The 26,549-nt window shown below is 44.6% G+C and carries 28 protein-coding genes; 18 read left to right on the top strand and 10 right to left on the bottom strand.

Annotated features, from left to right (window positions below):
* Positions 1-34: 34 nt before the first annotated feature.
* The gene (locus tag H8S84_RS10415) at positions 35-2,368 is read left to right on the top strand and encodes a TonB-dependent receptor domain-containing protein (RefSeq protein WP_187067253.1); all 2,334 of its coding nucleotides are present in this window, start codon (positions 35-37) and stop codon (positions 2,366-2,368) included.
* Positions 2,369-2,559: 191 nt separating this feature from the next.
* Here H8S84_RS10415 and H8S84_RS10410 read toward each other — a convergent pair whose 3' ends face one another.
* The 5 genes from H8S84_RS10410 to H8S84_RS10390 all read right to left on the bottom strand — a co-directional run bounded on the left by H8S84_RS10410 (position 2,560) and on the right by H8S84_RS10390 (position 8,725).
* Positions 2,560-3,309: an SDR family NAD(P)-dependent oxidoreductase gene (locus H8S84_RS10410; RefSeq protein ID WP_187067252.1), complete on the bottom strand. Its 750-nt coding sequence runs from the start codon at positions 3,307-3,309 to the stop codon at positions 2,560-2,562.
* A 3-nt stretch (positions 3,310-3,312) separates the two neighbouring features.
* The gene (gene porT / locus H8S84_RS10405; protein WP_187067251.1) at positions 3,313-4,086 is read right to left on the bottom strand and encodes a type IX secretion/gliding motility protein PorT/SprT; all 774 of its coding nucleotides are present in this window, start codon (positions 4,084-4,086) and stop codon (positions 3,313-3,315) included.
* Positions 4,035-4,757, bottom strand: coding sequence for a bifunctional demethylmenaquinone methyltransferase/2-methoxy-6-polyprenyl-1,4-benzoquinol methylase UbiE (ubiE, locus tag H8S84_RS10400; protein WP_187067250.1), 723 nt, complete (start codon positions 4,755-4,757; stop codon positions 4,035-4,037). Before ubiE ends, porT begins: the two co-directional genes overlap by 52 nt.
* Before the next feature lie 147 nt (positions 4,758-4,904).
* The gene (locus H8S84_RS10395) at positions 4,905-6,902 is read right to left on the bottom strand and encodes an OmpA family protein (RefSeq protein WP_187067249.1); all 1,998 of its coding nucleotides are present in this window, start codon (positions 6,900-6,902) and stop codon (positions 4,905-4,907) included.
* A 494-nt stretch (positions 6,903-7,396) separates the two neighbouring features.
* Positions 7,397-8,725 carry a tetratricopeptide repeat protein gene (locus H8S84_RS10390; RefSeq protein ID WP_187067248.1) on the bottom strand — a complete coding sequence of 443 codons (1,329 nt, stop codon included), beginning with the start codon at positions 8,723-8,725 and terminating at the stop codon, positions 7,397-7,399.
* Between the two features lie 132 nt (positions 8,726-8,857).
* Here H8S84_RS10390 and yihA point away from each other — a divergent pair, with 132 nt between their 5' ends.
* The 4 genes from yihA to H8S84_RS10370 all read left to right on the top strand — a co-directional run bounded on the left by yihA (position 8,858) and on the right by H8S84_RS10370 (position 10,902).
* Positions 8,858-9,466 carry a ribosome biogenesis GTP-binding protein YihA/YsxC gene (gene yihA, locus H8S84_RS10385; protein WP_187067247.1) on the top strand — a complete coding sequence of 203 codons (609 nt, stop codon included), beginning with the start codon at positions 8,858-8,860 and terminating at the stop codon, positions 9,464-9,466.
* An 82-nt stretch (positions 9,467-9,548) separates the two neighbouring features.
* Complete coding sequence (locus H8S84_RS10380) at positions 9,549-9,959, top strand: energy transducer TonB (RefSeq protein ID WP_187067246.1); 411 nt, start codon at positions 9,549-9,551, stop codon at positions 9,957-9,959.
* Positions 9,960-9,980: 21 nt separating this feature from the next.
* A complete protein-coding gene (locus H8S84_RS10375; RefSeq protein WP_187067245.1) occupies positions 9,981-10,511 on the top strand; it encodes a DUF5606 family protein in 531 nt (176 codons plus the stop codon).
* A gap of 82 nt (positions 10,512-10,593) precedes the next feature.
* Positions 10,594-10,902, top strand: coding sequence for a hypothetical protein (locus tag H8S84_RS10370; protein WP_222621628.1), 309 nt, complete (start codon positions 10,594-10,596; stop codon positions 10,900-10,902).
* A gap of 80 nt (positions 10,903-10,982) precedes the next feature.
* On the opposite strand, the gene fbp is transcribed toward H8S84_RS10370, so the two are convergent.
* Complete coding sequence (gene fbp / locus H8S84_RS10365; RefSeq protein WP_187067243.1) at positions 10,983-11,990, bottom strand: class 1 fructose-bisphosphatase; 1,008 nt, start codon at positions 11,988-11,990, stop codon at positions 10,983-10,985.
* Positions 11,991-12,079: 89 nt separating this feature from the next.
* On the opposite strand from fbp, the gene H8S84_RS10360 reads away from it, so the two are divergent.
* From H8S84_RS10360 to H8S84_RS10340, 5 genes are all read left to right on the top strand, one after another.
* Entirely contained in the window at positions 12,080-13,339 is a 1,260-nt protein-coding gene (locus H8S84_RS10360) for an aspartate kinase (RefSeq protein ID WP_187067242.1), read from the top strand.
* 132 nt (positions 13,340-13,471) lie between these two features.
* Positions 13,472-13,696 (top strand): hypothetical protein, encoded by a 225-nt coding sequence (locus H8S84_RS10355; protein WP_187067241.1) that lies wholly within the window; start codon positions 13,472-13,474, stop codon positions 13,694-13,696.
* Between the two features lie 90 nt (positions 13,697-13,786).
* Positions 13,787-14,560 carry an enoyl-CoA hydratase-related protein gene (locus tag H8S84_RS10350; RefSeq protein ID WP_187067240.1) on the top strand — a complete coding sequence of 258 codons (774 nt, stop codon included), beginning with the start codon at positions 13,787-13,789 and terminating at the stop codon, positions 14,558-14,560.
* Between the two features lie 404 nt (positions 14,561-14,964).
* Complete coding sequence (locus tag H8S84_RS10345) at positions 14,965-15,429, top strand: Fur family transcriptional regulator (protein ID WP_187067239.1); 465 nt, start codon at positions 14,965-14,967, stop codon at positions 15,427-15,429.
* A 27-nt stretch (positions 15,430-15,456) separates the two neighbouring features.
* Positions 15,457-16,086, top strand: a complete 630-nt coding sequence (locus tag H8S84_RS10340) for a peroxiredoxin (protein WP_187067238.1) — start codon at positions 15,457-15,459, stop codon at positions 16,084-16,086.
* 63 nt (positions 16,087-16,149) lie between these two features.
* Here H8S84_RS10340 and H8S84_RS10335 read toward each other — a convergent pair whose 3' ends face one another.
* The 3 genes from H8S84_RS10335 to H8S84_RS10325 form a co-directional block, all read right to left on the bottom strand.
* A complete protein-coding gene (locus H8S84_RS10335) occupies positions 16,150-17,541 on the bottom strand; it encodes an aldehyde dehydrogenase (protein ID WP_187067237.1) in 1,392 nt (463 codons plus the stop codon).
* Positions 17,542-17,629: 88 nt separating this feature from the next.
* Positions 17,630-18,262 carry a class I SAM-dependent methyltransferase gene (locus tag H8S84_RS10330; RefSeq protein WP_187067236.1) on the bottom strand — a complete coding sequence of 211 codons (633 nt, stop codon included), beginning with the start codon at positions 18,260-18,262 and terminating at the stop codon, positions 17,630-17,632.
* A complete protein-coding gene (locus H8S84_RS10325; protein ID WP_187067235.1) occupies positions 18,259-18,741 on the bottom strand; it encodes a GNAT family N-acetyltransferase in 483 nt (160 codons plus the stop codon). Before H8S84_RS10325 ends, H8S84_RS10330 begins: the two co-directional genes overlap by 4 nt.
* 255 nt (positions 18,742-18,996) lie before the next feature.
* Between H8S84_RS10325 and H8S84_RS10320 the strand changes: the two genes are divergently transcribed.
* From H8S84_RS10320 to H8S84_RS10310, 3 genes are all read left to right on the top strand, one after another.
* Positions 18,997-20,247 (top strand): 3-deoxy-D-manno-octulosonic acid transferase, encoded by a 1,251-nt coding sequence (locus tag H8S84_RS10320; RefSeq protein WP_187067234.1) that lies wholly within the window; start codon positions 18,997-18,999, stop codon positions 20,245-20,247.
* Positions 20,244-21,167, top strand: a complete 924-nt coding sequence (rsgA, locus tag H8S84_RS10315) for a ribosome small subunit-dependent GTPase A (protein ID WP_187067233.1) — start codon at positions 20,244-20,246, stop codon at positions 21,165-21,167. Before H8S84_RS10320 ends, rsgA begins: the two co-directional genes overlap by 4 nt.
* A gap of 355 nt (positions 21,168-21,522) precedes the next feature.
* Positions 21,523-22,224, top strand: a complete 702-nt coding sequence (locus H8S84_RS10310; protein WP_187067232.1) for an SDR family oxidoreductase — start codon at positions 21,523-21,525, stop codon at positions 22,222-22,224.
* A gap of 57 nt (positions 22,225-22,281) precedes the next feature.
* Here H8S84_RS10310 and H8S84_RS10305 read toward each other — a convergent pair whose 3' ends face one another.
* The gene (locus H8S84_RS10305; RefSeq protein WP_187067231.1) at positions 22,282-22,938 is read right to left on the bottom strand and encodes a fasciclin domain-containing protein; all 657 of its coding nucleotides are present in this window, start codon (positions 22,936-22,938) and stop codon (positions 22,282-22,284) included.
* Between the two features lie 118 nt (positions 22,939-23,056).
* Between H8S84_RS10305 and H8S84_RS10300 the strand changes: the two genes are divergently transcribed.
* The 5 genes from H8S84_RS10300 to H8S84_RS10280 all read left to right on the top strand — a co-directional run bounded on the left by H8S84_RS10300 (position 23,057) and on the right by H8S84_RS10280 (position 26,517).
* On the top strand, positions 23,057-23,515 hold the full coding sequence (locus tag H8S84_RS10300; RefSeq protein WP_187067230.1) for a peptidylprolyl isomerase: 459 nt from the start codon (positions 23,057-23,059) through the stop codon (positions 23,513-23,515).
* A gap of 332 nt (positions 23,516-23,847) precedes the next feature.
* On the top strand, positions 23,848-25,149 hold the full coding sequence (locus H8S84_RS10295) for a dicarboxylate/amino acid:cation symporter (protein ID WP_187067229.1): 1,302 nt from the start codon (positions 23,848-23,850) through the stop codon (positions 25,147-25,149).
* Between the two features lie 200 nt (positions 25,150-25,349).
* A complete protein-coding gene (locus H8S84_RS10290) occupies positions 25,350-25,607 on the top strand; it encodes a hypothetical protein (protein ID WP_187067228.1) in 258 nt (85 codons plus the stop codon).
* A 13-nt stretch (positions 25,608-25,620) separates the two neighbouring features.
* The gene (locus H8S84_RS10285; protein ID WP_187067227.1) at positions 25,621-25,878 is read left to right on the top strand and encodes a hypothetical protein; all 258 of its coding nucleotides are present in this window, start codon (positions 25,621-25,623) and stop codon (positions 25,876-25,878) included.
* Between the two features lie 69 nt (positions 25,879-25,947).
* A complete protein-coding gene (locus tag H8S84_RS10280; RefSeq protein ID WP_187067226.1) occupies positions 25,948-26,517 on the top strand; it encodes a hypothetical protein in 570 nt (189 codons plus the stop codon).
* Positions 26,518-26,549: the final 32 nt, after the last annotated feature.

Raw genomic sequence — 26,549 nt, 5'->3', positions numbered from 1 at the left:
TAAGAGATGCCATAAATTACTATTATTTTTAACTTTGTACCTTAGTTTTCATACTGCTTATGCACAGACTTCTAAAGCATTTTTATCAATAAAAGGTACTATAGTAGACTCTGTCTCACAAAAGACGCTTAGTTACGTAACAGTAATTATTGTTGAGCGGTCGCAAGTTGTAAGAACCACTCTATCCTATGACGACGGCACTTTCACGTTATCTGAGTTACCTAACTTACAATACCAACTTACAATCAGCTACTTAGGCTACAAAACTAAAACCTTAACGCTCCCTTCTTCAACTTCCCCTACTGTTGATCTTGGAACTATAATTCTTACTCCCACGGCTACAGAACTCGATGAAGTACAGATAACAACGCTAAGGCCACTCATTGAGCAAAGCTTTGACAGAACTATTTACAACGTGGATGCAGACCCTGAGGCAAATAGCCTTAGTACACTGGATATGCTACGTAAAGTGCCCTACCTAACCATAGATGCGGAAGATAACCTCCAGCTAAAAGGCAGTAATAGCTATCAGATACTAGTAAATGGTAAAAGGTCTGCACTATTTGCCGGCAACCCAAGCGAGATCTTTAAAACCCTCCCAGCCAATTCTATAAAAAAAGTAGAGGTTATTACAAATCCTTCTGCCAGATACGAAGCATCTGGCATTGGTGGGATCATCAATATCGTTACCCATAAGAAAAGCATCAGCGGTTATAATGGCTCCATCAACTTAACTGGAGACAGCCCAGAAGGCTATACTGCAGGTTCCTTCCTTTCAGCAACCGCAGGCAAGTTCTCTTTTTCAGGTCGTTATAACTACAGGCACTCTGAAAGCCCTCCCAATAGCAGCAGTTTTTACCGAAATGACTTCATTAATAATAGCAAGCTAAAGCAAACAAGTATAAGAACTAGTAAAAGCAGTTCTCAGAATTTGGGCAGTGAGATAAGCTATCAGCTTAGCCCCCAAGATATCATTACCGCCAACTATAGCCAATACAGCAGCAATAACACGAGCAACTTTACTCAGTTGGCTAAGCAAACGAACGCTATAGGCGCATTAACTCAATCTTTCCAAAACCTAAATTATGGCAAAAGCGAATCAACTGGCCAAGACGTCTCTTTAGACTATGAGCACAGTTTCAAGAAGAGCGACCAGCAGTTGTTGTCCTTTTCATTTAACTCAACCACTAGCAACAGTAGCAACAACAGTGATCTTACAATTAAGCCAATAGTAAACTATACTGGACGGGTAAGTGTAGCCACTAATGAAAACAACACTAAAGAGCGTATAATACAGGTAGATTATGTACATCCTATAGGAAAACAAAGTCTTGAAGTTGGAGCAAGATCAATGTTTGAGAAAAGCACCAGTAACTACTTTTTCAAAACCCGTGACGAAGAGACCGGTTATTTTCTGCCAGACCCAAGTATGAGCAATAGCTTTAGCTACAACCAAGATGTTCATGCTGCTTACATCTCATTTAACCTAACTACGGGCAAATGGGGACTTATAACAGGGGGCCGTATAGAGCGTACTAAATTAGATGCTAATTTCAGATCGTCCGGCACAAGCGTTTCTAAGAGCTACCTCAGTTTATTCCCTAACGTGACGCTCTCACGCGCGCTAAAGGAAAATAGCAGAATTAACCTCTCCTACAGTCAGCGTATTGATAGACCAGGCTTATACTCATTAGACCCTTATGTAGATCAAACTGATCCTTTAAACATTAGTTTTGGCAACCCTGATCTAGATCCGGCCACCAGCCATGCGTTTCAGGCAGAGTACAGCACCTATTATAAGGCTACCTCATTTAACCTTAATGCCACTCATACTTTTACCAACAACTCCATCGAACAGTTGACCATACTTGGCAAGGACTCGGTAGCACGTAATACATTTGGTAATATAGGACAGAACAGGAACTATGGCCTAACGCTTAATGGCAATACCACATTGTTTAAAAGGTTATCACTTAACCTGAATGCAGGAGCAAATTATGTTTCTTATACTAGCACGCTGGAAGGAGAGCCACAGACAAATGAGGGTTTTACCTATAACCTCCGGGGAGCAGCAAATGTGCGTTTCGGCAAAGGCTGGCGTATAAGCGGTAACCTGAGCTACAACTCTCCTAACATCATACTTCAGGGTAGCTCAAGTGGTTACTCCTGGAGTTCGCTTTCTATCAACAAGCAGTTCTTGAAAAACGAGAAAGCAAGTATCGCCTTTAATGTGAGAAGCCCTTTCATTAAAGAGAGACGTAACTTACACGAAACTATAAATCCATCATTTTACCAGTTACGTGAGTCGTTTACAGTAATTCGCCAGTTTAGCCTAGCCTTTAGCTATAGATTCGGAAAGCTAAGATGAGACGGATGAACCTGTTTAACGTTTTATCTAGCCGCCTTAGACGTATGTTTTGAACAGCAAGCAAAGGCGGCAGTAGTATAGATTATTAGAGATAAAACCAATAATGGCTGAATAAAATAGTCTTATCACAAAAAGCCCCGGCTCCTGCTCTTTACTTTCAAAAGCCGGGGCTTTTTCAAAATACATTATACTTACTCTTTCACCACCGTAGTAGCCGATGCCTGTGCAGTTGGAAGTATGAGCACCTCAGCTAGATTTACATGGGCAGGACGTGTTACTATAAAGCTGATTAACTCAGCAATGTCTTCAGCCTGCAAGGCCTGGTAACCTTGGTAAACAGTAGCCGCTCTGTCTTTGTCGCCTTTAAAGCGTACTTCAGAGAATTCTGTCTCTACCAGCCCCGGGTTAACTTCCGATACTTTTATGCCTTCCTGCACCAGGTCCAGTCGCATAGCTTTAGAGAGGGCATCTACCGCAAACTTAGAGGCACAGTACACATTGCCATTGGCGTATACTTCTTTGCCAGCAATAGAGCCTATGTTAATGATATGGCCTTTTTTATGCTTGAGCATATAAGGCAGCGTTGCACGACTCACATACAATAGCCCCTTCACGTTAATATCAATCATGGCATCCCAGTCGTCCACGTCGCCGGTTTGAATAGGAGATAAGCCATGTGCGTTTCCGGCATTGTTAACTAACACTTCTATTTGCTGCCACGCTTCAGGCAATGAGTCAAAAGCCTCCTCTATGGCAACTTTGTCGCGCACATCAAAAGCCATGGTATAAACCGGCACCTCGGTAATCAGGTCTTTTAGTTCTTCCAGCCTATCTTCACGGCGGCCGGTAGCAATTATCTGATATCCTTTTTTAGCTAGCTCTATGGCTGTGGCACGACCAATGCCGGAAGTTGCGCCGGTAACAAGTGCAGTTTTATTCATCTTTTACTCAAAGAAAAGTATAAATGAAACGTTGTGATTTGTAAGCCTCTGAATGCTGTTATTATATAAGCTCTCATTAGGCACGTGCTGGTTTAGCAGGCCATGCGAGAAACGTATTTCCGGGGCAAACTTAAAGTATGGGTAGAAGATGTCTAGTCCAAAGCCATACTCTACTGCTACATCAAAGTTATCTACCAAGAGCTCGTTCTCTGTATCATCGCCACTGCGGTTGTTGCCAAGATCTAGACCTGGTTTGATACCGCCTACTAAATACATCCTGAAGTTAGTGCGGCGTTTGGCTTTATACTTTAGCAGCAGGGGCATTTCGATCATGGTAGAGCTTATTGTCTTTACCACGTCTTTGCGCTCACCTGTCTCCTGGGGTGCATTGGCATACTCTATAGAGCGGCCGTAAAAGCCAACTCCAGGCACAAAGCGTGCACTTAAATACTCTGCTAACTTTACATCCAGCACCAAGCCTGTGTAAAAGCCCGGAGACACTTTGGCGTTAACGGCCATACTTCCCGCTCCACCAGGGTCGTTGGCAAGCTGATCGGCGTACTCCTGTGAATGCTGTATTTTGTAGGTAGTAAGCGGTGCAGCCAGGTAAAAACCGTAGTGCACGATCTTATCGTCGTAGCCAGGCTTGTTCTGCTGCTTTATTTTGTTCTGGGCTTGGGCTGCCTGGCTGCCAAGTAGCAAAGCAAGCACAATTGCCAGAAAGGTTATTTTTTGCCAGTGTAAATCGAGCTTATGCCGAATGTGAGTGAATGCCATTTGGTGTTTTTAAATCCAACTTCTTCAAAAATGCTGATAAAGTCCTTACCGTCCGGGAAAGCCTGTACCGACTCGGGCAGGTAAGTATACGCAGCGTTGTCTTTTGAAACGATCTTACCTACCACCGGTAGTATATTCTTAAAATAAAATTGGTAAAGTTGCTTCATCGGGAAGCTGCGCGGCTTAGAAAACTCCAACACCACGGCTGTTCCGCCCGGTTTCAGCACACGATTCATTTCAGACAGGCCTTTCTTCAGGTTCTCGAAATTACGTACGCCAAAAGCTACGGTAATTGCATCAAAAGTATTGTCTTCGAATGGCAGGTTTTCTGAGTCGCCGTACTTCAGCTCAATTTTATTTGTAAGGCCTTTCTTTGCCAGCTTCTCACGTCCTACGGCTAACATACCCTCCGAGATGTCTACACCCACAATTTTATCTGGGTTTAGGCGCAGCGTTTCGATAGCGAAGTCAGCGGTGCCGGTGGCAATATCTAAAACATACTTTGGTTTTTCGGGAGCAAGCAGGCTAACAGCCTTTTTTCTCCAGATGATATCGATGCCAGCACTCAGGAAATGGTTCAGGAAATCATACTTGCCGGCAATGTTGTTGAACATTGTAGCTACCTGCGATTTCTTGTCGTCGTTCTGGTCTTTGTAGGGTACTACCGCCATGATTCAATGTAAAGTATAATAAGGCAAAAATACTGTTCCTAAAACTATAAACCGCAGATTATGTTCCGAAATATAAAAAAAGCAGGCCAAACACTTGGTTTGGCCTGCTCCTGTAAAGTATAAGTGCGCCTTTTCAGGCTGTTCTTTTTACTTTTTATTCATCTGGTTGTTAATCTGCTGGTTCTGCTGCTGGTCGTCTCCTTCACGAGGAATCACCTTAAACATGGTTCTTCTGTTCAGCTGCATGTTGTCGGCAGATGTATTTGGCACGGCAGGTCTGCGCTCGCCGTAGCTTACAGTTACAAGGCGTCTTGGAGAGATACCCTGCTTCACCAGGTAGTCGTAAGCGGCACCGGCACGGTTATCACCCAACGTCATGTTATACTGTTCGCTGGCACGTGAGTCGGTGTGGCCTTCTATACTTACGTTGATATTCGGGTTCTGCTTCATGATACGCACAATGTTGTCCAGTTCCGTTATAGACTCTGGTCTCAGGTTATACTTGTCGGTATCGAAGTAGATATTCTGCATCGCAAACTTGCCTGCTACAACACCTGGTGTAACTCCGGTTGTATCTACATAATCGATATAGAAGTTACGTACCAAAGTAGTTGTATCGTTCAGCGACATTGGAACTTCCAGCTGTTCTGTTGTGATTAACTTACCATCTTTAGAAACCTGTACTTGGTAGTCACGTCCAGATAGCACCTGCACGGCATATGTAGCAGAATCTGGTCTTGTAACGTCGCGGTACGAGATAGGGCGCTTATCAGCCTGGCTGGAATTGAAGATCAGTTCTACACCAGGTATCATGGTGCTGTCTACTTTAGAGAACACCTGGCCTTTTACCTGCGAGCTGCGGATATAGTTAATAGTATAAATATCTTTTTCGCCGTAGCCACCTATGCGGTAAGAAGAAAGGTAAGCATAGCTGCCATCTGGCGCAAGGCGGTAATACGTATCATCATCCGGCGTGTTAATAGGCGAACCCAAGTTTACAGGACGGCTCCAGCGTCTGGCAACAGAGTCAAACTTAGCAGAGAAGATGTCATATCCACCCATCGTGTTGTGACCTCTGGAGGCAAAGTACAAAGTACCATCTTTTGCAAGATATGGGCTATCGTCATCGAAAGGTGAGTTTATGGTTGTACCCAGGCTTTTTGGTGTACCCCAGCTGCCGTTCTTGTTGCGCTGTACTACATACAGGTCAAGGTCGCCGTTTTCAGAATAATGGCTGGTAGAGAAGAACAGTGTGTTTCCGTCTTGTGAAATGTATGCGTCAGATTCAAAGTCTTTAGTATTTACTCTGTCGCTGATGCTCTTAGGAGCACCCCACGAGCCGTCGGCCTGACGCTCAGACACCATGATATCACCGTTGTTCACAGATGAGTATAGCAGCATCTTTGTGTCATTATCAAATAACTGGATAGAAGCTTCGTGGCCAGGACCATTTAGGGCACCAGACACTTTGCGAGTTGGCTCCCAATTATCTTCGCCTGTTCTTCTTGTTTCAAAGATATCCTCGTAGTATTCACCGTCGCGGGCAGCTTTGCCACCTGTTGCCTGCTCGCCTCTTGAAGTAAATAACAGGTAGTTAAAGTCTGATGAGATTACAGGGCTGTGCTCTGAATAAGCTGTATTTATAGTGCCACCCAGGTTATTTACGAACACATCTTTAGGGTTTGCTACTTCTTTTTTCGCATTTTTAGAATGCTGAATCAGCATAGCTACCTCTTCGCGACGCTCTTCATTTCTGCGAGGAATCTCTTTCTGATATTTCTGGTAGTGATCAATGGCACTATCGAAGCGATAATTGATGTGATCTACACGACCTAACCAATACTCCAGATCACGATCTACATTTGGCTTAAGTTTTTGAACGCGATACAGGTAATCAGCGGCTTTCTCTTTATCGAAAGTCAGATAGCTGATACCTGCCCGGTATAGGGCTTTTGCGTTGTTAGGGTCGCTAGCCAGTACTTGCTCGTAAAATGGAATGGCTGCACGGTAGTTTTCTTTGTCAAAAAACTTATTGGCGGTACGCATCTGTTTTCTGGTACTCTGTGCCGACACCGAAGTTACCAGCATAAGCATAATGACCAGCAACATCGTGAACCGTGACAACATTTTGGCTAATTGGCTCATATAGTAAAGGGTTTGTTATATTTTGTTTGTTTATATTATTAGGCTTCTACTTTAAAAAGCTGTTTTACTGTATACTTCTACTTAATAATGCGCATTTACTTGCTTCTATACGGTCAATATTAAATTTAGTATATGTTATACGCACCTTTAGTTCATTTAATGCGGTCTTTAAACGGTGCGATAGTTACGTCAGTTTAGCATAACTAAATCTTATATAATGTTACCAATAATAAATTGATAATTGTGCAAATATATAAAATATATTATATACAAGATATCTAATTTCATGGCACAACATTAATTATTGAACCACAATTTGATTAAAAAATTAAAAGCTTCACTTGTCGGATGATCGCAGTGCCTTCCTGGGCATTGATCAAAGTAATTAAAAAGGCCCCTGTACCTAACAGAATTAGATAATGGGTATTATCACTATTGAAAGAGCAGCTTATTGCATGAATTCGCAAACCCTTTGACTGCCAAACTATAACACACTAGTGCGAGGGAAATAAAACCTGGTAGATATCCTTCCCTCCAAACCCGCCAGCTCTGTTAGATGCAAAAAATGCACTGGTTCTGTTACGGTTCAGTACAAAGTATAAATCATCATGGGTAGAATTGATAGGGTATCCCAGATTTTGTGCGGCTCCCCACCCACCATTTTCAAGTTTACTGCTAAAGATATCAAAGCCCCCCATGTTGTTATGTCCTAAGGAGCTAAAGTATAAAGTATGTGTAACTGGGTCTACAAATGGTGCATCGTCGTCGAAGGCTGTGTTTACGTTGGGGCCTAAATTAAGGGCTGGCCCCCAGGCGCCGTCCTGCTGCCTCGCTGTTACATACAAGTCCAAACCTCCAATGCCACCGGCACGGTTACTTGAGAAGAAAGCATACTTACCGTCTGGTGTGATGAAAATAGACACATTCAACTGGCCTTCGTTGAAGGGATATCCTAACTGCTGCGGTTCAGTCCATGTGTTTTGCACTAGTTCAGATACATGCAAGCCTTTGGAGTTATGGAAAGTATATAGCCTTTTGCCGCGCGGACCTATGTTTACCAGCCCGTGCCCAGCCTTGCTTTCAAAATGTCCGAACTCAGTGGCAGTCTCCTCCCATCCTTTAGCTCCATGGCGGGCATACTTCAGTTTTTCATCATCCGTCAGGAGGCCATTTTTATCAGGGTGTCTGTAACGCGTGGTAAAAAGCATGGTGCTATCGCCGGGTAAAAACACCGGAATGTAATCTGAGAACGAAGTATTTATACTTGCCCCTAGGTTAACAACCTCAGCCACAGAAGGGCGGTTTACAAGTATAGCTCCGGCAGCACATTCATCTATCCGTTTTTGCAGGAACTGAATGTAAGGCTTATCGGTGCGGGGCGTGCGGGCCATTTCCTGCTGATAATACTTACGGGCCTCTTCAAACTCATAATCCTGATGGTGCGCCTCCGCTAAGTATAATGTAATAAGGTAATCAGAGAAAGTGGGGGTAATATCAAATGCTCTCTTAAAGTATACTTTGGCTTTCTTTGGCTCATGCAGCTCCATGTAGCAATAGCCAGCTTTGTAATTCGCTTTCAGGCTTTTTGGATTTACCTCCAGTGCTTTCTGATATAGTTCTAGAGCCAGTTTATAGTTTTCCAGGTCAAAGGCTACATCAGCACGACGAATATACTTCTGCTCACCGTCCGAAACGGCTGCACCACACAAAAGAAAGGTAAAAGCAAGACAAAGCACCCGTGCCGCATGCTTTACACGATACTGTTTCAGAATATTCGCCGTTATACTAAAAGCAATTGTCACGTTAGTGCTAGGCAACTTCATGTTTGAAAAAATAAGCTTAACTTTGAGGCGCAGAAAGGCTTAAGGCCTATGAGCAGCTTAAGTTAACAAAATTAAGCTTTTTACCCTTACTGTAATAAATTAATAATAAGGGCTAACAGTATAGATAAACACATGGAAATTAAAGAAGCAAAGTTCTTGATGAGCAACACCAAAGTGGAGCTGTGTCCGGCACCTGATAAGCCAGAATACGCTTTTATTGGTCGCTCAAATGTTGGAAAGTCGTCTTTGATTAACATGTTGACAGGACAGAAAGGACTTGCCAAAACATCTTCATCACCTGGAAAAACGCAGCTTATTAACCATTTTCTGGTAGATAACTCGTGGTACCTGGTAGACTTACCAGGCTATGGTTATGCAAAAGTTAGCAAGGAATCGCGGGAGAAGTGGCGCAGAATGATCAATTATTATTTCCAGAAGCGCGAAAACCTTACCTGTGTGTTTGTGCTGATCGACTCCAGACACGAGCCCCTGCAACCAGACCTGGATTTTATCGATTACCTGGGTAATATGGGCGTTCCTTTTGTAATTGTTTTCACGAAGCTAGACAAGCAATCTGCAGCTAAAACAGATGCAAACATTGCCGCTTACGAAGCCAAGCTGCGCGAAACTTGGGATGAGCTTCCGCCGATCTTTAAAACCTCGGCAGAGAAGAGAATTGGCAAAGATGAGATTCTGGCCTATATTGATGAAATAAACGAGAAGGTACAGCAACAGCAATAACAAAACTCTTACCTCAAAAGTATAAGTTTGCGGAAATGTGCCGGAAAGCCATTTGTGAAGTAGAATATTTAATTTAACCCTTATGAAAACCAAGTTCACATTTTTATTTATTTTGTTTGCCTTCGCGACATTAGCAGTTTCTGCACAAACCACTGAGGCGAAAGCCGAAGCGGCTCAAGTTGAAGAGAAAAAAGTATGGACACCTGAGAAAACGCCTCCGGTAGCCGAATTTTATGAAGGCGGTGTAGAAGCTATGTACAAGGCCATCTATAAAGAACTTAATTACCCGGCGCTGGCAAAGCGTAATCGTGTACAGGGCGACTGCATCGTTAGCTTTACCCTTAACGAGGATGGCTCTCTGTCAGGATTTAAAGTGCTGCGCAATGCAGGTGCAGGCACTGGAGAGGAGGCGCTCCGCGTTACCAGACTGCTAAAGTTTAAAGCACCTGGCTTCGCAGTAAATGCCAGCATTCCGATTATGTTTAAACTATAAAACAACAGTTTATACTTTACTATGCCTATTGATTTAAGACAAGTTGCGGCCATATCTGGCCAAAGCGGCCTTTACCAGATTGTAAAGCCTACGCGTACCGGTGTTATTGTGCAGAGCCTGGAAGAAAAACCAAAAACTATGGTTGCTCAGGCGCGCCACCGCATGTCGATCCTGGATGAGATCTCTATCTATACTACCGATGAAGAGGGCACTGTGCCTTTGGCCGAGGTGTTTGAGCGTATCCACGAAAAGTATGGCGATAAATTGCCGCTTAGCGAGAAACCAAGCAACGAGGATTACCAGCAGTTTATGAGCGACATTCTGCCAAATTACGACGAGGACAGAGTGTATACTTCTGACATGAAGAAGCTGGCCAACTGGTACCTTATTGTTAATAAGCACATAGGCTTTGCTAAAGAAGAAAAAGCTGCCGACGGAGAGAAAAAAGCTGCTAAAGAAAAGGAGGCTCCGAAAGCTAAAAAAGCAACTGCTGATAAAAAGGAAAAAACAGCGGAGGCAAAACCAAAGAAGCCTAAAGCAGATAAAGAGTAAGCTTTAAAGCCACAAAATAGAACGCCCTTCTACAACGGAGGGCGTTCTACTTTGTGGCTAAATTTTTAGTTAATTTTACAGTATGCAGTACCCGCCAAGTATAATCTCCAGTACAACTTTGCGCTTACAAAGCCTTTTTGAAACAGATAACCTGCCTGCTACTAACCTGGAGTCGCTGCACTTTAAGTTGGCACGAGTAATACTGCACCTGCTAAACACCGACCTGGCAAAGCTTCTCCATATCCTTTACCGCATAGACGTAGAAGAAAGAGCCGTAAAAGAGGCCATGATTGCCGATGACCAGGAACTGATTGCCGAACGCATTGCACGCCTTGTATTAAAGCGCGAGCTACAGAAGGCTGAATTACGCCAAAGGTACAGCGGCAAATAGTTTAATATCAATAGCTACAAAATGAAAGAGGGCAGGAAGTATGTTTAACTCCTGCCCTCTTTCATTTTGTACTTTGAGCTTTAGCTAATCAACGCTTCGGCCTTCATAAATTCTTCTACTTTGTCTACCATTTCGGCAGAGCCAATTACGAGCGGGCAACGCTGGTGCAGCTCTGTTGGCTCTATTTCCATGATACGCTGTGTACCTGTAGTAGCCTTACCACCGGCCTGCTCTACAATAAAGGCAAGCGAGTTGCACTCGTACATCAAACGCAGTTTACCGTTAGGCGCCTTTGCAGTTGACGGGTAAATATAGATACCACCTTTTAACAGGTTACGGTGAAAGTCTGCCACCAGCGAACCAATATAACGCGCCGAATAACCGCTGTCTCTACAGTAGCTTATATAGTTCTTAATTCCTTCAGGGAAGCCGTTAATGCCACCTTCGTTGCAGGAATACACATTACCGGTGCGCGGTGTTACGATGTTAGGGTGCGACAGGAAAAACTCGCCCAGCGATGGCTCATAGGTAAAGCCGTTAACGCCATGGCCTGTAGTATAAACCAGCATCGTTGATGAGCCATAGATAATGTATCCGGCAGCAATTTGGCGCGTACCATTTTGTAAGCAGTCTTCTAATGTGCCGTCGCATCCGGTTTCAGATGCTCTTCTATAGATAGAGAAAATAGTACCTATCGATACGTTAACGTCAATGTTAGAAGAGCCGTCCAGCGGGTCCATGGCAACAATGTATTTGCCTTTTGTGTTACCTGTCTGGATGATATCCTCCTCTTCTTCAGAAATAATGGCACAAACCTCACCGCCATTACGAAGGGCTCTGATAAAACGGATATTGGCAATTACATCCAGTTTCTGCTGCTCTTCTCCCTGTACATTCTGGTTGCCATAAGCTCCGGTTACATCAAGTAATCCGGCACGATTGATCTCTCTGTTCACAATTTTGGCTGCTAACGCTATATCGCGCAGCAACTGAGAAAGCTCCCCTGTTGCATAAGGGAAATCCTCTTGTTTTCGCATGATGAACCTGTCAAGGGTGGTGCCTACAGGTAACGCCAGTTTATCGTTCATAAGGTAAAGGTTTATTCGGGTACAAAAGTATCGATTTTAGTTAATATAATGAAGTATACATATTTTTACGGCAAACGTAGTTAGTCAGGATGAAAGTATTCAAGTTTGGTGGCGCATCAGTAAAAAGCGCAGAGGCATTTCGAAACATAGCACATATTGTTAAGACATGTGGCGGCGACAGGGAACTCCTGCTGGTTGTGTCGGCCATGGGCAAAACAACCAATGCGCTAGAGCAAATCTTTGATCTGGCATACAGCGGACAGTCATTTGAAACTGCATTTCAGCAATGCCTGTCGTACCATCAGGAAATTACAAACGAACTGTTTCGCGATAAGACAGCGCCTGTTCATGAGCGCCTGGAGCACTTGTTTGCACAGCTTCGCCAAACTTTGGAGCGAATTCCATCCGGGGCTACTTACGATAAATATTACGATCAGGTGGTTAGTTACGGAGAATTATTTTCTTCTACCATACTTCACCATTTTCTTCAGGAGCAAGGGCTTTCAAATACCTGGATAGATAGCCGCAAGTATATTCAGACAGACAATACGTGGCGGGAGGGCAAAGTAGACTGGAACTGGACTGAACGCACAATCAAACGTGACCTTACTAGCCTGCTGCAGGAGCAGTTGGTTGTAACGCAAGGCTTTTTGGGTGGAACAAATAATGGATTTACCACCACTCTTGGCCGCGAAGGTTCTGATTTTAGTGCAGCCATCTTTGCCTACAGTCTTGACGCCGAAGCCATGTATATCTGGAAAGATGTGGAAGGGCTTCTGAACGCTGACCCTAAGTACTTTGAGGATACGGTTCGGTACCCTGAGATATCGTATCAGGAAACAGTTGAGATGGCATATTATGGTGCATCCGTAATACACCCTAAAACAATCAAGCCATTGGCCAACAAACTTATACCGCTCTATGTAAAATCTTTCCTGAATCCGGCGGCGGCAGGCACTAAGATCTGCGATTGCCGTTTTGAGGTAATTGCGCCAGCCTACATTATCAAAGAAAACCAGTGCCTCATCTCATTTAGTGTTAAAGACTTCACATTTATATCAGAGAAAAACTTAGGCACTATTTTTAACGCGCTGTCGGAGATGCGGCTAAAGATAAACATGATGCAGAACTCGGCCATCTCCTTTTCCATTTGCACAGACTATTTTCCGGAACGCCTGGAGCGCCTCATCCAGACGCTGCAAGACCAATTTGAGATACACTACAACACTAACCTGCGGCTTTATACCATAAAAAACTACGACAGTCAGAGCATCAGCAAGGTTACCACTGGCAAAAGTATATTACTTGAACAGCGCACCCGAACCACCTTCCAGGCAGTTTGCAGGTAGAATTTAGCCCGAAGAAAAATATACTTAGACTTTATCAACTTTTAGTTTGATCTTATTCATATTCCCAAAACTTTATATTTACTTTGCGTATAGATTAGCCAGTGAAAAAGAGCTGACAAACGAAGAGAGCCCATGGCTGAGAAACTTACCCCTACATTTGTAATTAAACTCGTGGTGCTATTCGCCCTGTTGTTAACGGGGGTATTTTTCCGTACCAACAAAATGGGTGTTCCTGCAGATGCAGCTGAAGTGCATTTAGATGAGCAGCCTTCCAAGGTTAACAATGTACAGCAGCAGGAAAAGACCCCATATCATAAAGTAGCTGATCGCGCCAAACCAAATAGTCCTGCTATCTAATTCTTAAGCCCTTTGAAGGGCTTTTTTTATGGTTGATCCAAAAGCCGTAACTTGAGGCTTTAAATAAAGCTTGAACACAAAATAAGACCCATGGAATTTATACTTGTAACGCCACAGGCCCAGCCTCATGTTGCCCTCATACAGCTAAACAGACCCAAAGAGCTTAATGCGCTAAACCTGCAATTGATGGGTGAGCTGCGCGATGCTCTAAAGGAGCTAGACGAGAATGATGAAGTACGTGCTATTATCATCACGGGCAACGAACGTGCCTTTGCAGCTGGAGCCGATATTAAGCAAATGGCTGGTAAAACTGCCATTGACATGCTCAACATTGACCAGTTCTCTACCTGGGACCAGATCCGAAAAACCAAAAAACCAATAATCGCCGCTGTTTCTGGGTTTGTCTTGGGAGGTGGCTGTGAGTTGGCTATGACTTGCGACATGATCGTGGCTTCTGAAACTGCACAATTTGGACAGCCGGAAATTAAAATAGGTGTAATGCCAGGTGCCGGCGGCACACAGCGCCTTACAAAAGCCATCGGTAAAGCAAAAGCCATGGAGATGGTGCTTACCGGCAAATTTATGAGTGCCGACGAAGCAGAAAAGCACGGCTTGGTAAACCGCGTAGTACCTGTAGAACTATACTTAGAAGAGGCTTTTAAACTGGCCGGCGAGGTGGCTCAGATGTCGCCGGTGGCAGCTAAACTGGCCAAAGAGTCTGTAAACCGATCTTTCGAAACTAACCTGGACGAAGGCTTATACTTTGAGCGCAAGAACTTCTACCTCTGCTTCGCCTCCGAAGATCAAACCGAAGGTATGAACGCCTTTGTAGAGAAGCGCAGGCCGGAGTTTAAGGGAAGATAAGTTTAGGCTTGGTATTTTCACAGTACCGGTCAAACCACCCCTACCCCTCAGAGCTGCGCTCGCTAGCTTCGAACTCGCGTTCTCACTAGTCCAAGGAGGGAGTACTGTAATTACTGTTTCTCTTGCCCCCTATAATAGCTGTAACATGCAGGGCTAGATCGAGAGCCTGTCTGGGTAATAGACGCAGCTATGGAAACCTATACTTCTGCTAAAGTAATAACAGAACTCCCCTCCTTGGTTAGGGAGGGGTAGGGGTGGTTTATAGTCGTATGCGAATCACCGTAATCCTCCACACTCAAAGTTCCTCAACCCACGAACAAGTTTTATACTTTCACTTTCAAAACTTAATTATTACCTCTACATTTGCAGGAACTTTTCCTAGTTAAGAAACATTCTTATCTGGTATGCAAAATCTGACACGAGACGAATTACGACAGCGCCTGACGGAGGGTGGTTTAAAAGCCACGCACCAGCGCATTGTTGTGTTTGAATCGGTGATGGAATTGCATGGGCACCACCCTACTGCTGAAGACATTTACCAACGCCTTAAACCGGGAAATCCAAGTATATCGCTGGGTACGGTTTATAAAACGTTGGATACTTTTGTAGAAACAGGCCTGATTAAGCGTGCTCTTTCAGAAGAAGGCGGCAAGCGTTACGATGCCAACACACACGTGCACAACCATATCTTCTGCAGCAAGACGAAAGAGATTGTTGATTTTGAGGATGAAGAACTGGAACAGCTATTGGCAGATTTTTTCAGCAAGCGAAAGCTGGAGAACTTTGAACTAAAAGGCTTCTCAGTGCAGCTAACAGGCAGCAAAGTGGAACCCGATAAGCAAATAAGTATAAAACGAGTATCTAAATAGAATTTTTAACCAAAAACTAAATAACACATGGCAGTATTAGTAGGTAAAAAAGCACCTTCTTTTAAAGCAACAGCCGTAGAGAACGGAGAATTTGTAGAGAACTTTTCACTGGACCAGTACATTGGCAAGAAGCACGTACTTTTCTATTTCTACCCAATGGACTTCACGTTTGTGTGCCCAACTGAGATCATCGCTTTCCAGGACAGAATGGAAGAGTTTGAGCGCAAGAACGTAGCAGTTGTAGGTTGCTCTACCGACACACACTTCTCTCACTTTGCATGGCTGAACACTCCGCGCGAGCAGGGTGGCATCGAGGGTGTAAACTACCCACTTGTAGCAGACGCTTCTAAAACTATCGCTCAGAACTACGACGTTCTAGCTGGTCATTATGACTACAACGAAGAAGGCGAAGCTATCTTTGTTGGCGAGCCAGTAGCTTACCGTGGTCTGTTCCTAATCGACAAAGAAGGCGTAGTACGTCACCAGGTTGTAAACGACCTTCCGCTTGGCCGTTCTATCGACGAGGCCCTGCGTATGGTTGACGCGCTGCAGTACTTTGAGGAGAAAGGCGAAGTTTGCCCTGCAAACTGGTCTGAAGGCAAAGAAGCAATGCAGGCTACTAAAGAAGGTGTATCTAACTACCTTGCAAAACACTAAGCTTAACAGCTTTTAGATATAGAAAAGCCCCGGCAAATGTCGGGGCTTTTCTGTTTTATTACTTTACTTCATCACCATCTTTACATACTTGCCTTTGTCGCCGTATGGTGGGTAACGCAGCGGCACATCTACAACAGTGGTTGTTTTAAGTATACCCTTTGCGTGCGTAAATGTGTCAAAGCTATACTTGCCGTGATAGCTGCCAAACCCGCTGGTGCCAATGCCGCCAAAAGGTATACTTGGGTTACTTAAGTGTATAACAGTGTCGTTAATGCAGCCAGCGCCGAAGCGTATGTTGTTTAAAATGTACTTCTCGTTTTCTTTGCTGCTTGTAAACAGATACAAAGCCAGCGGGTATGGATGCAGCCCTACCAGTTGCGGCACCTCAGTTAGTTTTTCAAAAGTAAGTATGGGCAGCACAGGTCCAAATATTTCTTCCTGCATCACCGGGTCATCAAAGGTAATTCTATCGAGTATGGTAGGCGCGATATACTTATCCTGCTCATCTGTTTGGCCGCCAAGCACAACATGCTCAGGGTTAATAAATTTAGCTACAGCCTTATAGCGTTTCTCGTTCACCATACGCGGGTAATCCGGGCTCTTGGCTGCATCCTCTCCATAAAAACTTTTTATAGCCTCACCAACCAGTCTGGTAAACTCTTCTTTAACAGAAGTATGAACCAGTACATAATCGGGGGCAACACAGGTTTGGCCGGCATTTAAGAATTTACCCCAGGCTATTCTTTTAGCGGCTACTTTCAGATTTGCAGTCTCGTCAACAATGCAGGGGCTTTTACCGCCTAGCTCCAGCGTAACAGGCGTAAGATGCTTGGCTGCCGCTGCCATTATGATTTTACCAACAGGTACGCTGCCCGTAAAAAACACATGATCAAATCGGAAGTTATCCATTAGTTCTGGCACTACCTCTGCACCATTTCCCTGCACCACTGCCAGGTACTCCTCCGGAAAGAACTCCTTAACCATATCTTCTATTACCTGTGCCGTGTGCGGTGTTTCTTCTGATGGTTTTAAAACCGCACAGTTACCTCCGGCAATTGCCCCTACCAAAGGAGCAATAAGCAGCTGAAAGGGATAGTTCCAGGGCGCAATAATGAAGGTGAGCCCCAACGGATCGTGGTAAACTTTACTGGATGCCGGTTGCGCCACAAGTGGAGTAGATACTTTTCGTGGCTTCATCCAACTTTTGAGATGCTTTAGGACATACTTTATTTCTTCGTAAACAAATCCTATCTCTGTAACATACGTCTCGGTGGCAGGCTTGTGCAGATCTTTATGCAGCGCCTCGGTTATACCATCTTCATATTGTTTTACAGCTTGGCGTAGGCGCAGCAACTGTTCTTTCCGAAAAGTATAGCTTCTAGTTTTCCCGGTTTCAAAAAAGCTTTTCTGAAAGTTGTACAGGTTAGTATAGGTACTTGCCGGTGCTGTAGTCATAAATAATAAGGTCTCTGATAAAGTATACGGCACCTTTTGCGCTAGCAGTGCTGTGCTAAGGCAGCCTGCAAAACAACTCTGTCAATGCCTATGTTGATGACTTCTGAAAAAGTAAGGTAAGGATGCGCGGAATATCGTTTCTGTTGTTGTCATCGAAATACTCATTTACATCAACCAGCTTAAAGCCACACTGTTTGGCTGCCTGTGAAAAATCTGAGATATGATGGGTATAGCACTCCACTTCCTGCCTTCCCTCCTCTGTATCAAACCTGGCTTTGGTGCCGGTGTATTGCTTAAAAGGATGCAGTTCGCCAATGTACACATGCCCACCAGGTTTTAATGCTGCTGCTGCTTCCTTAAAAATATGCTCCAGGTTTTCGATGTGTTCCAGCACCAGGCTAAAGCTTACCAGATCGTATTCCTGTGTTTTAAAATCCCAGTCTTTCGTAATATCAGCCTGAATAAACTCAACTTTATTAGAGTTCACTTTCTTTCTGGCGCGCTTCAGCATCTCCTCCGACAAATCTACTGCCGTAACAAGCATTGCTTTTCGCATCAGCCATTCTGTGTTTTTACCGGTTCCGGCACCAATTTCCAGACAGGTTTCGAAAGGTATACTTGCTAAAGTTGCGCGCAGTGCCTTCCCCTCCAGATCACGGGTTCTGTTCTTGTTTGTGTCGTACTGCGATGCCCAATTGTTGTAGGCTTGTTCTATGCTCATAGTTCTTTTAACATCCAGATGTTGCAGGCGTAATGTCCTGAATTACCCATTGCATGCGGTAAAGGTTTAAAACCGGCCTTCTCGTACATGCTCACTGCCTTGGCTAACTCCGGAAAAGACTCCAGGTAAAGCTGCTTATACCCAAGTTTTTTGGCTTCTTCTATACTTTGCTGCATCAGTTGGTTGCCAATTCCCCTACCCCTGGCCTCCGCCGATAAGTAAAACTTCACCAGCTCTGCACAGCCTTTGGGTAAGCCATCAGTAGGATATATGCCACAGCCGCCAACTATCTCTCCGTTTTCCTCTGCCACAAAGTATGCGCTGTTCGGCTGCCTGAAAAGGTTATACAGATCATCTGTGGTAGGGTCTGTGTATACGGTACCTGGCCTGTCGATTTTAAATTCTCTGAAAACTTTACGGATAAGTGTTGCCAGCTCTAGGTTATCTGCCTCTTGTATCGGCCTGATGTTGATGCTCATTTTTTATACTAGTAAAAAGCATTACAGCAATTTGCAGAACGATCCATACTTCAGAAAACCCGAGTACGCATACTTGCACCTATTACTGCTCTGCCATATCTCTTCAAATATAGCAGATATCAGCAGCTCACAAAAAGGCACACCCACAAAGTATAATTCCTTACAAACTATACTTCCACAATCCACTATATTTGCATTTCCAGAAACTCGCGGCAACTGTACGCATTTCGGTATTTTCTTATTGAAAGTATAAACTTGAAGTTACTCTACGACATCGGACTAAAAGCTTACGAAGCTGCCATTGCCCTGGCCTCTCCCTTTAACGAGAAGGCCAGATTAATGCGGCAGGGACGGGAGCAGCAGTTCGATAAAATGAAACGGGCCTTTGCAGGCAACCAGGCGCCGGTAGTGTGGTTTCATTGTGCCTCGCTGGGAGAGTTTGAGCAAGGGCGTCCGGTAATGGAGGCGTTCAAGATGGCATATCCAAAGTATAAGATCCTGCTTACCTTCTTCTCCCCTTCCGGATACGAAATTCGCAAGAACTACACGGGTGCTGATTATATCTTCTATCTGCCCCTGGATAGCGCCCAAAACGCGAAGCAGTTTCTGGATATAGCAGAGCTTGAGCTGGCGGTGTTTGTGAAGTATGAGTTCTGGCATTATTACTTGCAAGAGCTGCAGCAGCGCAACATACCTATACTTTCCGTGTCGGCTATTTTCCGGCCAGACCAGGTTTTCTTTAAGCCTTACGGAGAGTTTAACCGCAACATGCTGCGCCGCTTCACACACATCTATACTCAAAACAAAACTTCGCTGCAGCTGCTAAAACGCATTGGTATAAAGCAAGCAAGTATAGCCGGCGATACACGATTTGATAGGGTATTACAAACGGCTGCTTCTGTTAAAAGCATACCTTTGGTTAAGGCCTTTGTAGCAGGCAAGGAGGTGTTTATGGTAGGCAGCAGCTGGCCCGCTGATGTGGAGGTGCTCTTACCGCTGATACAGAAGTATAGCCAAAATATAAATTTCATCATTGCACCTCACGAGGTAAACGAAGCAAGTATAACTACCATGATGCAAAGTCTTGGCGAAGGCGCGATACGTTTCTCCAAAGCCACAGAGACAGATGTCGCAAAGTATAACGTGTTGGTGATCGATAACATTGGCATGCTGTCGTCGCTGTACAGCTATGGCACTTACGCCTACATTGGCGGCGCCTTTGGCAAAGGGTTGCACAATACCCTGGAGGCTGCCGTGTTTGGACTGCCGCTCTTCTTCGGACCCAAGTATGAGAAATTTCAGGAGGCGAAGGATCTGATCGGCATTGGCTGCGCGTTCTCAGTAAATACTAGCCAGGAACTGCTGCAGAAGTTTGAAGAGGTGCATACCACGCCCGGCTTTCGCCAAAGTATAACCAGCAAAGAAAAAACATACGTACAAGAGCAAGCCGGTGCTACTGCTAAGATAATGGCCGACATAAAAGCTTTGCTTAAACAGAATACATGAAAGGAGTTGTAGTAAAATCGACGGGATCGTGGTACCTGCTTCGTGATGAAGAAGGCAAATTGCACCGTGCCCGCCTACGCGGTAAGTTTAAGCTGAAGGGCATGAAAGTGAGTAACCCAATTGCCGTCGGCGACAAGGTGGAGTTTGATGTGGAGACTACCGGAGAAGATACGGCTGTAATCCATAAAATTCAGGACCGCGAAAACTACATCATCCGCCAGAGCACGCACAAATCGGCACATGCACACATCATTGCCGCCAACCTCGACCAAGCACTGCTTATCGTTACATTAGTTTCGCCGCGTACCTCTTTTGGTTTTATAGATCGCTTTCTGGTTACTGCCGAAGCCTACGACATCCCCACCATAATTGTGTACAATAAAACCGACATGTATGACGACGAGATGCGGGAGTACCAGCGCCAGATCAGCCACATGTATGACCAGATCGGGTACAAAAGCCTGGCAGTATCGGCCAAAACAAAAGAAGGTATAGATGAGATAGAGCAACTCCTACATGGTAAGACTACCCTCCTTTCCGGTCACTCTGGGGTAGGAAAATCTACGCTCATCAACCTGATTGTACCAGACCTGGAGTTGAAGACTTCCGAAATATCTGACTTTTCCGACAAAGGTGTACACACTACCACCTTTGCCGAGATGTTTGAGGTTGATAAGGATACCTTTATCATCGATACTCCGGGTATTAAAGAGCTAGGCATTGTAGATATTCCGGCAGCTGAACTAAGCCATTTTTTCCCGGAGATGCGGGAGCGTATGAACCAGTGCCGCTTTAACAACTGCACCCACTTTAACGAGCCAGGCTGCGCTATTATAGAAGCTGTACGCCATAACGAAATCTCTCTTACCCGCTACGAAAGTTACCTGAGCATGCTGCACGGCCAGGACAACCGGAAGTGAGTTCTGAGTTCTGAGTGCCGAGTTACAAATTATACTAAACCCGTAGAGATGTAGCGCAGGTGTCCAACCACCCTAACCCCTCTTTATCCAAGGCAGGGACCTCTGGTATTACTTTACTAAAGCTTAGTATAAGCTCTGTAGCTTGTGCTTAAACTTCCTTATCACAAGATCCTCTCGATAGTAAGTAGCAGCCTCAACTATGGTGATGACAGAATAATCGGTAGTCATAATTCCCCGCCTTAGATAAGGAGGGGTTAGGGGTGGTTGGACCCAGGACTGCAAACAATCAACAACCCATCAACAATTCTCCTCCGCCACCGTTACTTACACCTAAACCTCAAATCTATCTCCTACTATGAAACTCAATAACGCGAATATCCTGATTACAGGTGGCACCTTGGGCATTGGCCACGATACCGCTAAACTTTTAATTGAAAGCGGTGCGAACGTAGCCATTACTGGCCGCGACGAAAAACGCACCCATAAGGCAGCACGCGAAATTGGCGCTATGCCCATTACAGCAGATGTAGCCAATCCGGATGATGTGCGGCACACGTTTCAGGCATTTATGGAGGAGTATGGCAAATTGGATGTGCTAATCAATAATGCAGGAATAGGCTTATCGAGGCCGCTTGAAGAACTGACTATCGAGGACTTTGAGCGCATATACCGGGTAAATGTGTTCGGTGCGGCCATGATGGCGGCTCGCGCGGCAAAAATTTTTAATAAGCAGAATTACGGAAACATCATCAACATTGGGTCTACGGCAGCAACTAATGGTTATGAAGGAGGCTCGGTATATGCATCTTCAAAAGCAGCTCTTAGAAGTATGACACAAAGCTGGCAAAAAGAACTGCGCAAGCACAACGTGCGCGTTATGTTGATAAACCCCAGCGAAGTAACCACTGCCTTTGGCAACCCAGACCGAGAAGAACGTGACTCGCAACCCAACAAGCTGCGCGGCGAGGAAATAGCATGGGCAATAAAGAGTGCTTTGGAGATGGATAACAGAGGCTTTATACCAGAGCTTGCCGTATGGGCCACCAACCCGTTTTAGACAACACAAAAAAGGCGGCTCTTTTGTAGAGCCGCCTTTTTATCAACCATTTATAACTTATTCTTTTTTAGACGGAACCAGCACCTTGTTTATAACATGGATGGTGCCATTCTTGCTTTCTCCGTCCATCTCAATCACCTCTGCACCGTTAACCATTATTTTGTTGTTGCGCTTTGTAACGGTAAGCTGTTCGCCGCCTACTGTTTTAAGCATTGTGCCGTCCTGCAGGTTCTGGGAAGTCAGCTTTCCAGCAATCACGTGGTTGTTAAGTATAGCGATCAAATCCTGCTTGTTTTCGTTTTTCATCAGGTCTTCCAGTACACCTTCCGGTAGGGCGTCAAAGGCAGCGTCATCAGGTGCCAAAATAGTATATGGCCCTGTGGCGTTAAGCGTTCTTACCAGTTCGGCCTGCTTAATAGCAGATTCCAGGTTGGATAAACGAGGGGCAACATAAATATTCTCAACGATTGTCTGAGATGGCAACACTTCTTTTCCGCCTATCTCTGGATTAGCTATGCCTCCACCCTCACCGGCCTGCTTGCCAGGTGTGTTAGGTTCTGTTCTCTTTGCTTCAGTTTCCGCGCCTAGGTTTGGCCTGCTTCGCTCTTCCTGCATTGGATTCTCGTTTCTGCTATCATCAGCACCGCCACACCCCATAAGTATGGCACTGCACATAATGGCACTAACAAGTGCATGTATCTTCATTTTTTTCATAGATTGTACTTTAACTTTTGTCACGGATCGGCTACCAATGGTGCCGGCAGTTTGTCTTCTTAAACTATAAAATGCGTACTTTTGTTATCTACATTGTTTTACACCAAAAAAATAAACCATGAAAACTGCAGAAATCCATACTGGCAAGGGTGTCATGAAAGTAGAGTTCTATGAGAAAGACGCTCCTAAAACAGTACAGAATTTTATAGATCTTGCTAAGAAAGGCTTTTACGATGGCCTAACCTTTCACCGCGTTATTCCTGATTTCGTGATCCAGGGTGGCTGCCCTAACTCACGCGAGGGAGCTAAAGGCGTACCAGGAACAGGCGGACCAGGCTACAAGATTGATTGCGAACTTACCGGCGAAAATCAGTACCACGATCGTGGCGTGCTAAGTATGGCGCATGCTGGCCGCAACACCGGCGGATCGCAGTTCTTTATCTGCCACAGCCGCAAAAACACCGCTCACCTGGATCGTAACCATACTTGCTTTGGTAAAGTGGTAGAAGGCGATGAGGTGATTGACCAGATCAAAGCCAACGACAAGATCGAAAAGATCGTGGTAACCGAAGAGTAACCTTTAGTTGCCAGTTATTCGTGATGCATATCTACAGTTGATCTGCAAATAACGTTTATACTATATTAGAATAAAAAAGCCGCTGATAAAGCGGCTTTTTTTGTTGGTTACAACACACTTTATGCTGCACTTTTAGCAGGTATAACGGCATCTTTCCAACATTACACCCCTTTCCTGAGTATTTATGCTTAATTTTACCATAATGCCGTTCGGTACCGGAAGGGGTTTTCCTGCTATGCCCGCCCCGGCTTTTATGGTACCAGGCGTTAATTATCCAAAATTATACGTACTAAACGGATGCCAGCAACTGGTGCTGCTCCAACTCAGGTAACATGAAAAAACTTGCTCTACATTGGCAAATCCTCATCGGTATGACCCTTGGCGTACTGTGGGGTATTTTCGCCAGCTCCTATGGCCTAGTCGATTTCACGCTGGACTGGCTTAAACCCTTTGGAACCATCTTTATAAACCTGCTAAAACTTATTGCCGTGCCGCTGGTATTGGTGTCGCTGATAACGGGTGTCTCCAGTTTAAGTGATATAAGCAGGCTATCCCGCATTGGCTCCAAAACTATTGGTATTTACCTAGCAACAACGGTACTGGCCGTAACTATGGGGCTTATACTTGTAAATGTGTTTGCCCCAGGCAAAGCCTTCTCCCCTGAAAAACGCGAGGAGTTTAAAGAGCAGTTTGCCGCCACCACCACGCAGAAATCTACTGATGCCGCTGCCGTAGAGCAGCAGGGGCCGCTGCAGCCGCTCATAGACATTGTGCCAGACAATGTGTTTAGATCGTTGACGGACAATGGCAGTATGCTGCAGGTTATTTTCTTTGCTTTGCTGTTTGGCATTGCCCTTATCATGATACCATCCAATAAAGCCGCTCCTGTTAACGACTTTTTTGAGGGCGTGAACTTGGTTATACTTAAGGTAGTGGACATTATCATGAAATTTGCGCCTTACGGTGTGTTTGCGCTGCTGGCCGGTCTGGTGGTAGAGTTTGCCGGCGACGACCCAAGCGCTGCCCTGGAACTGCTGCTGGTGCTGGGCTACTACTGTATTGTAGTCATCATTGGCCTGGCGCTGATGATTACCGTGGTATATCCTATACTTGTGACCACTGTTGGCAAAACAAGGTATAAAGACTTCTTCAAAGGAATTTTCCCGGCACAGATGCTGGCATTTTCTACCTCGTCTAGTGCTGCCACACTGCCTGTAACCATGGAGCGCTGCGAACAGAACCTGGGCATCAACAAAGAGATCACAAGTTTTGTGCTACCCCTTGGCGCTACTATTAACATGGACGGTACCAGCCTTTACCAGGCGGTAGCTGCCGTGTTTATTGCGCAGGCCTATGGCATGAACCTGGACATCATGACGCAGATAGGCATTGTACTTACCGCCACACTAGCCTCTATTGGTGCAGCAGCCGTACCGGGTGCAGGCACCGTAATGCTAGTAATCGTGCTGCAGCAGGCTGGAATACCTGTAGAGGGTATAGCGCTTATACTTGCCCCCGATCGTATTCTGGACATGTGCCGCACCGTAGTAAACGTAACCGGCGATGCCACTGTAGCCATGGTGGTGGCTCGAACCGAAGGCCAGCTACACCCGCCTATTGAAGAACCCGCATAACACAAACTGGCCCCGGAATTATCCGGGGCTTTTTTTATTTTGCCTGTTATTGTGCAGGTGTAGGTGCGAATTTAATTTTTGCTATTTTTAGGTACGGGAGGTGAATGTTAGTATAAAAAGATAGTTAAATTACTCCGGATATAGTGCAGATAGTGGGAGTAGGTACTCCTGCTATACAGAAGTTGTGGTGCATTGAAATTATGAAAAGAATAACCATCGAGAAGTTAAACATCTACCACAAGTATAGCGGAGACAATGATGGTTTTGCAAGGGCAGGTAAAGTGATTGAAAAACAGAAACTCAATCGTGAAGACTGGGCACTTATAGATGAGTTCATACAAAGCTTAGAACTCATAAGCAAGGGCCTTGCTTCAGACAACTTTTCCAAAAGAACCTTAATAAAGCTGACAGAGCTAACTGATGAACAAGCTTATGAGCAACTTACCAAAGTAGATTAAATATGCTCAAAACATGAGTAACTGGATTGACAGAATAATTAAGAAGCCCAGAGTATTAGGAGTAACAGCAATTGTTTTAAACCTAATTCCGACATGGTGGACGTTCTTCTTTTTCATAACAATACCCATCATGTTATTATGTGTGGTGTTCCTTTTTCTGAAACCAAGAACCAAGACAGCCTATGAACTTCCAGAAGGAATACTGATTTTCGGAATAGCATTTGGATTGCTTATGAGTATTGTCTCAATAATTGAAATAGCGCAAGTCTAAAAACAACAAACCACAACAAAACCTATAAGGTAGCTGTGCCACCTCATAGCAAAGCCGTTGGCAAACTTGATGAAACCACAAATCGATACGAAATATCGAACCGAAAGACTCTTGGAATGGGAAGTTCAGAGTTTATCAGGGAAATATGGTACCTTCTCATTGTCTAAAAAATCTACGTGGGTTTCCTTAGGCATTATTTTCCTTGTGATTTTTGTTTCATCCTTTATCATGCCCTTTTTCCCACCTCGCTATGGTTGGGGCAACTGGTCGCCCCCTAAGACCCTTGATGACTACGAATCTAGAGTTTCAAGTTTTCTGATAGTTATACCATTAATACTATTAATAGGCCTGGCTTACTTAATTATAAGAAACACTATAGACCTGAATTTGGGGATTAAGAGAACAGCAAACTTTAAAGTGACAGACGTTATTGATTTAGGTGGCTTTAAGATTTTAATTTTAAACGAATGGCGACTATTCATTTTAAGAAATAAGGACAACCAGTTTAACACAGTCGCTAAAGGACAAGTTATGAATATCAAGCGAACAGGGACTTATAGGTTAATCAGCTATTATGTTCGTGACGAAGAAGTATTTTTTGAGGAACAGAAAAGAAAGCTGGATACTCACAACAGCTAAACGCCAGCCTCGGCCGCTGTTTAGCCTAATCA

It is taken from the genome of Pontibacter cellulosilyticus (assembly GCF_014306105.1).
In the GTDB taxonomy this organism is placed as follows: domain Bacteria; phylum Bacteroidota; class Bacteroidia; order Cytophagales; family Hymenobacteraceae; genus Pontibacter; species Pontibacter cellulosilyticus.
The sequence above is the reverse complement of the archived record's forward strand: the minus strand, read 5'-3'. Positions and strand labels throughout refer to the sequence as shown.

Excerpts from the sequence above, each read along its gene's own strand:
- H8S84_RS10410 (WP_187067252.1), bottom strand. The coding sequence starts at position 3,309 with ATGAATAAAACTGCACTTGTTACCGGCGCAACTTCCGGCATTGGTCGT.
- porT (WP_187067251.1), bottom strand. The coding sequence starts at position 4,086 with ATGGCATTCACTCACATTCGGCATAAGCTCGATTTACACTGGCAAAAA.
- ubiE (WP_187067250.1), bottom strand. The coding sequence starts at position 4,757 with ATGGCGGTAGTACCCTACAAAGACCAGAACGACGACAAGAAATCGCAG.
- H8S84_RS10395 (WP_187067249.1), bottom strand. The coding sequence starts at position 6,902 with ATGAGCCAATTAGCCAAAATGTTGTCACGGTTCACGATGTTGCTGGTC.
- H8S84_RS10390 (WP_187067248.1), bottom strand. The coding sequence starts at position 8,725 with ATGAAGTTGCCTAGCACTAACGTGACAATTGCTTTTAGTATAACGGCG.
- yihA (WP_187067247.1), top strand. The coding sequence starts at position 8,858 with ATGGAAATTAAAGAAGCAAAGTTCTTGATGAGCAACACCAAAGTGGAG.
- H8S84_RS10380 (WP_187067246.1), top strand. The coding sequence starts at position 9,549 with ATGAAAACCAAGTTCACATTTTTATTTATTTTGTTTGCCTTCGCGACA.
- H8S84_RS10375 (WP_187067245.1), top strand. The coding sequence starts at position 9,981 with ATGCCTATTGATTTAAGACAAGTTGCGGCCATATCTGGCCAAAGCGGC.
- H8S84_RS10370 (WP_222621628.1), top strand. The coding sequence starts at position 10,594 with ATGCAGTACCCGCCAAGTATAATCTCCAGTACAACTTTGCGCTTACAA.
- fbp (WP_187067243.1), bottom strand. The coding sequence starts at position 11,990 with ATGAACGATAAACTGGCGTTACCTGTAGGCACCACCCTTGACAGGTTC.
- H8S84_RS10360 (WP_187067242.1), top strand. The coding sequence starts at position 12,080 with ATGAAAGTATTCAAGTTTGGTGGCGCATCAGTAAAAAGCGCAGAGGCA.
- H8S84_RS10355 (WP_187067241.1), top strand. The coding sequence starts at position 13,472 with ATGGCTGAGAAACTTACCCCTACATTTGTAATTAAACTCGTGGTGCTA.
- H8S84_RS10350 (WP_187067240.1), top strand. The coding sequence starts at position 13,787 with ATGGAATTTATACTTGTAACGCCACAGGCCCAGCCTCATGTTGCCCTC.
- H8S84_RS10345 (WP_187067239.1), top strand. The coding sequence starts at position 14,965 with ATGCAAAATCTGACACGAGACGAATTACGACAGCGCCTGACGGAGGGT.
- H8S84_RS10340 (WP_187067238.1), top strand. The coding sequence starts at position 15,457 with ATGGCAGTATTAGTAGGTAAAAAAGCACCTTCTTTTAAAGCAACAGCC.
- H8S84_RS10335 (WP_187067237.1), bottom strand. The coding sequence starts at position 17,541 with ATGACTACAGCACCGGCAAGTACCTATACTAACCTGTACAACTTTCAG.
- H8S84_RS10330 (WP_187067236.1), bottom strand. The coding sequence starts at position 18,262 with ATGAGCATAGAACAAGCCTACAACAATTGGGCATCGCAGTACGACACA.
- H8S84_RS10325 (WP_187067235.1), bottom strand. The coding sequence starts at position 18,741 with ATGAGCATCAACATCAGGCCGATACAAGAGGCAGATAACCTAGAGCTG.
- rsgA (WP_187067233.1), top strand. The coding sequence starts at position 20,244 with ATGAAAGGAGTTGTAGTAAAATCGACGGGATCGTGGTACCTGCTTCGT.
- H8S84_RS10310 (WP_187067232.1), top strand. The coding sequence starts at position 21,523 with ATGAAACTCAATAACGCGAATATCCTGATTACAGGTGGCACCTTGGGC.
- H8S84_RS10305 (WP_187067231.1), bottom strand. The coding sequence starts at position 22,938 with ATGAAAAAAATGAAGATACATGCACTTGTTAGTGCCATTATGTGCAGT.
- H8S84_RS10300 (WP_187067230.1), top strand. The coding sequence starts at position 23,057 with ATGAAAACTGCAGAAATCCATACTGGCAAGGGTGTCATGAAAGTAGAG.
- H8S84_RS10295 (WP_187067229.1), top strand. The coding sequence starts at position 23,848 with ATGAAAAAACTTGCTCTACATTGGCAAATCCTCATCGGTATGACCCTT.
- H8S84_RS10290 (WP_187067228.1), top strand. The coding sequence starts at position 25,350 with ATGAAAAGAATAACCATCGAGAAGTTAAACATCTACCACAAGTATAGC.
- H8S84_RS10285 (WP_187067227.1), top strand. The coding sequence starts at position 25,621 with ATGAGTAACTGGATTGACAGAATAATTAAGAAGCCCAGAGTATTAGGA.
- H8S84_RS10280 (WP_187067226.1), top strand. The coding sequence starts at position 25,948 with ATGAAACCACAAATCGATACGAAATATCGAACCGAAAGACTCTTGGAA.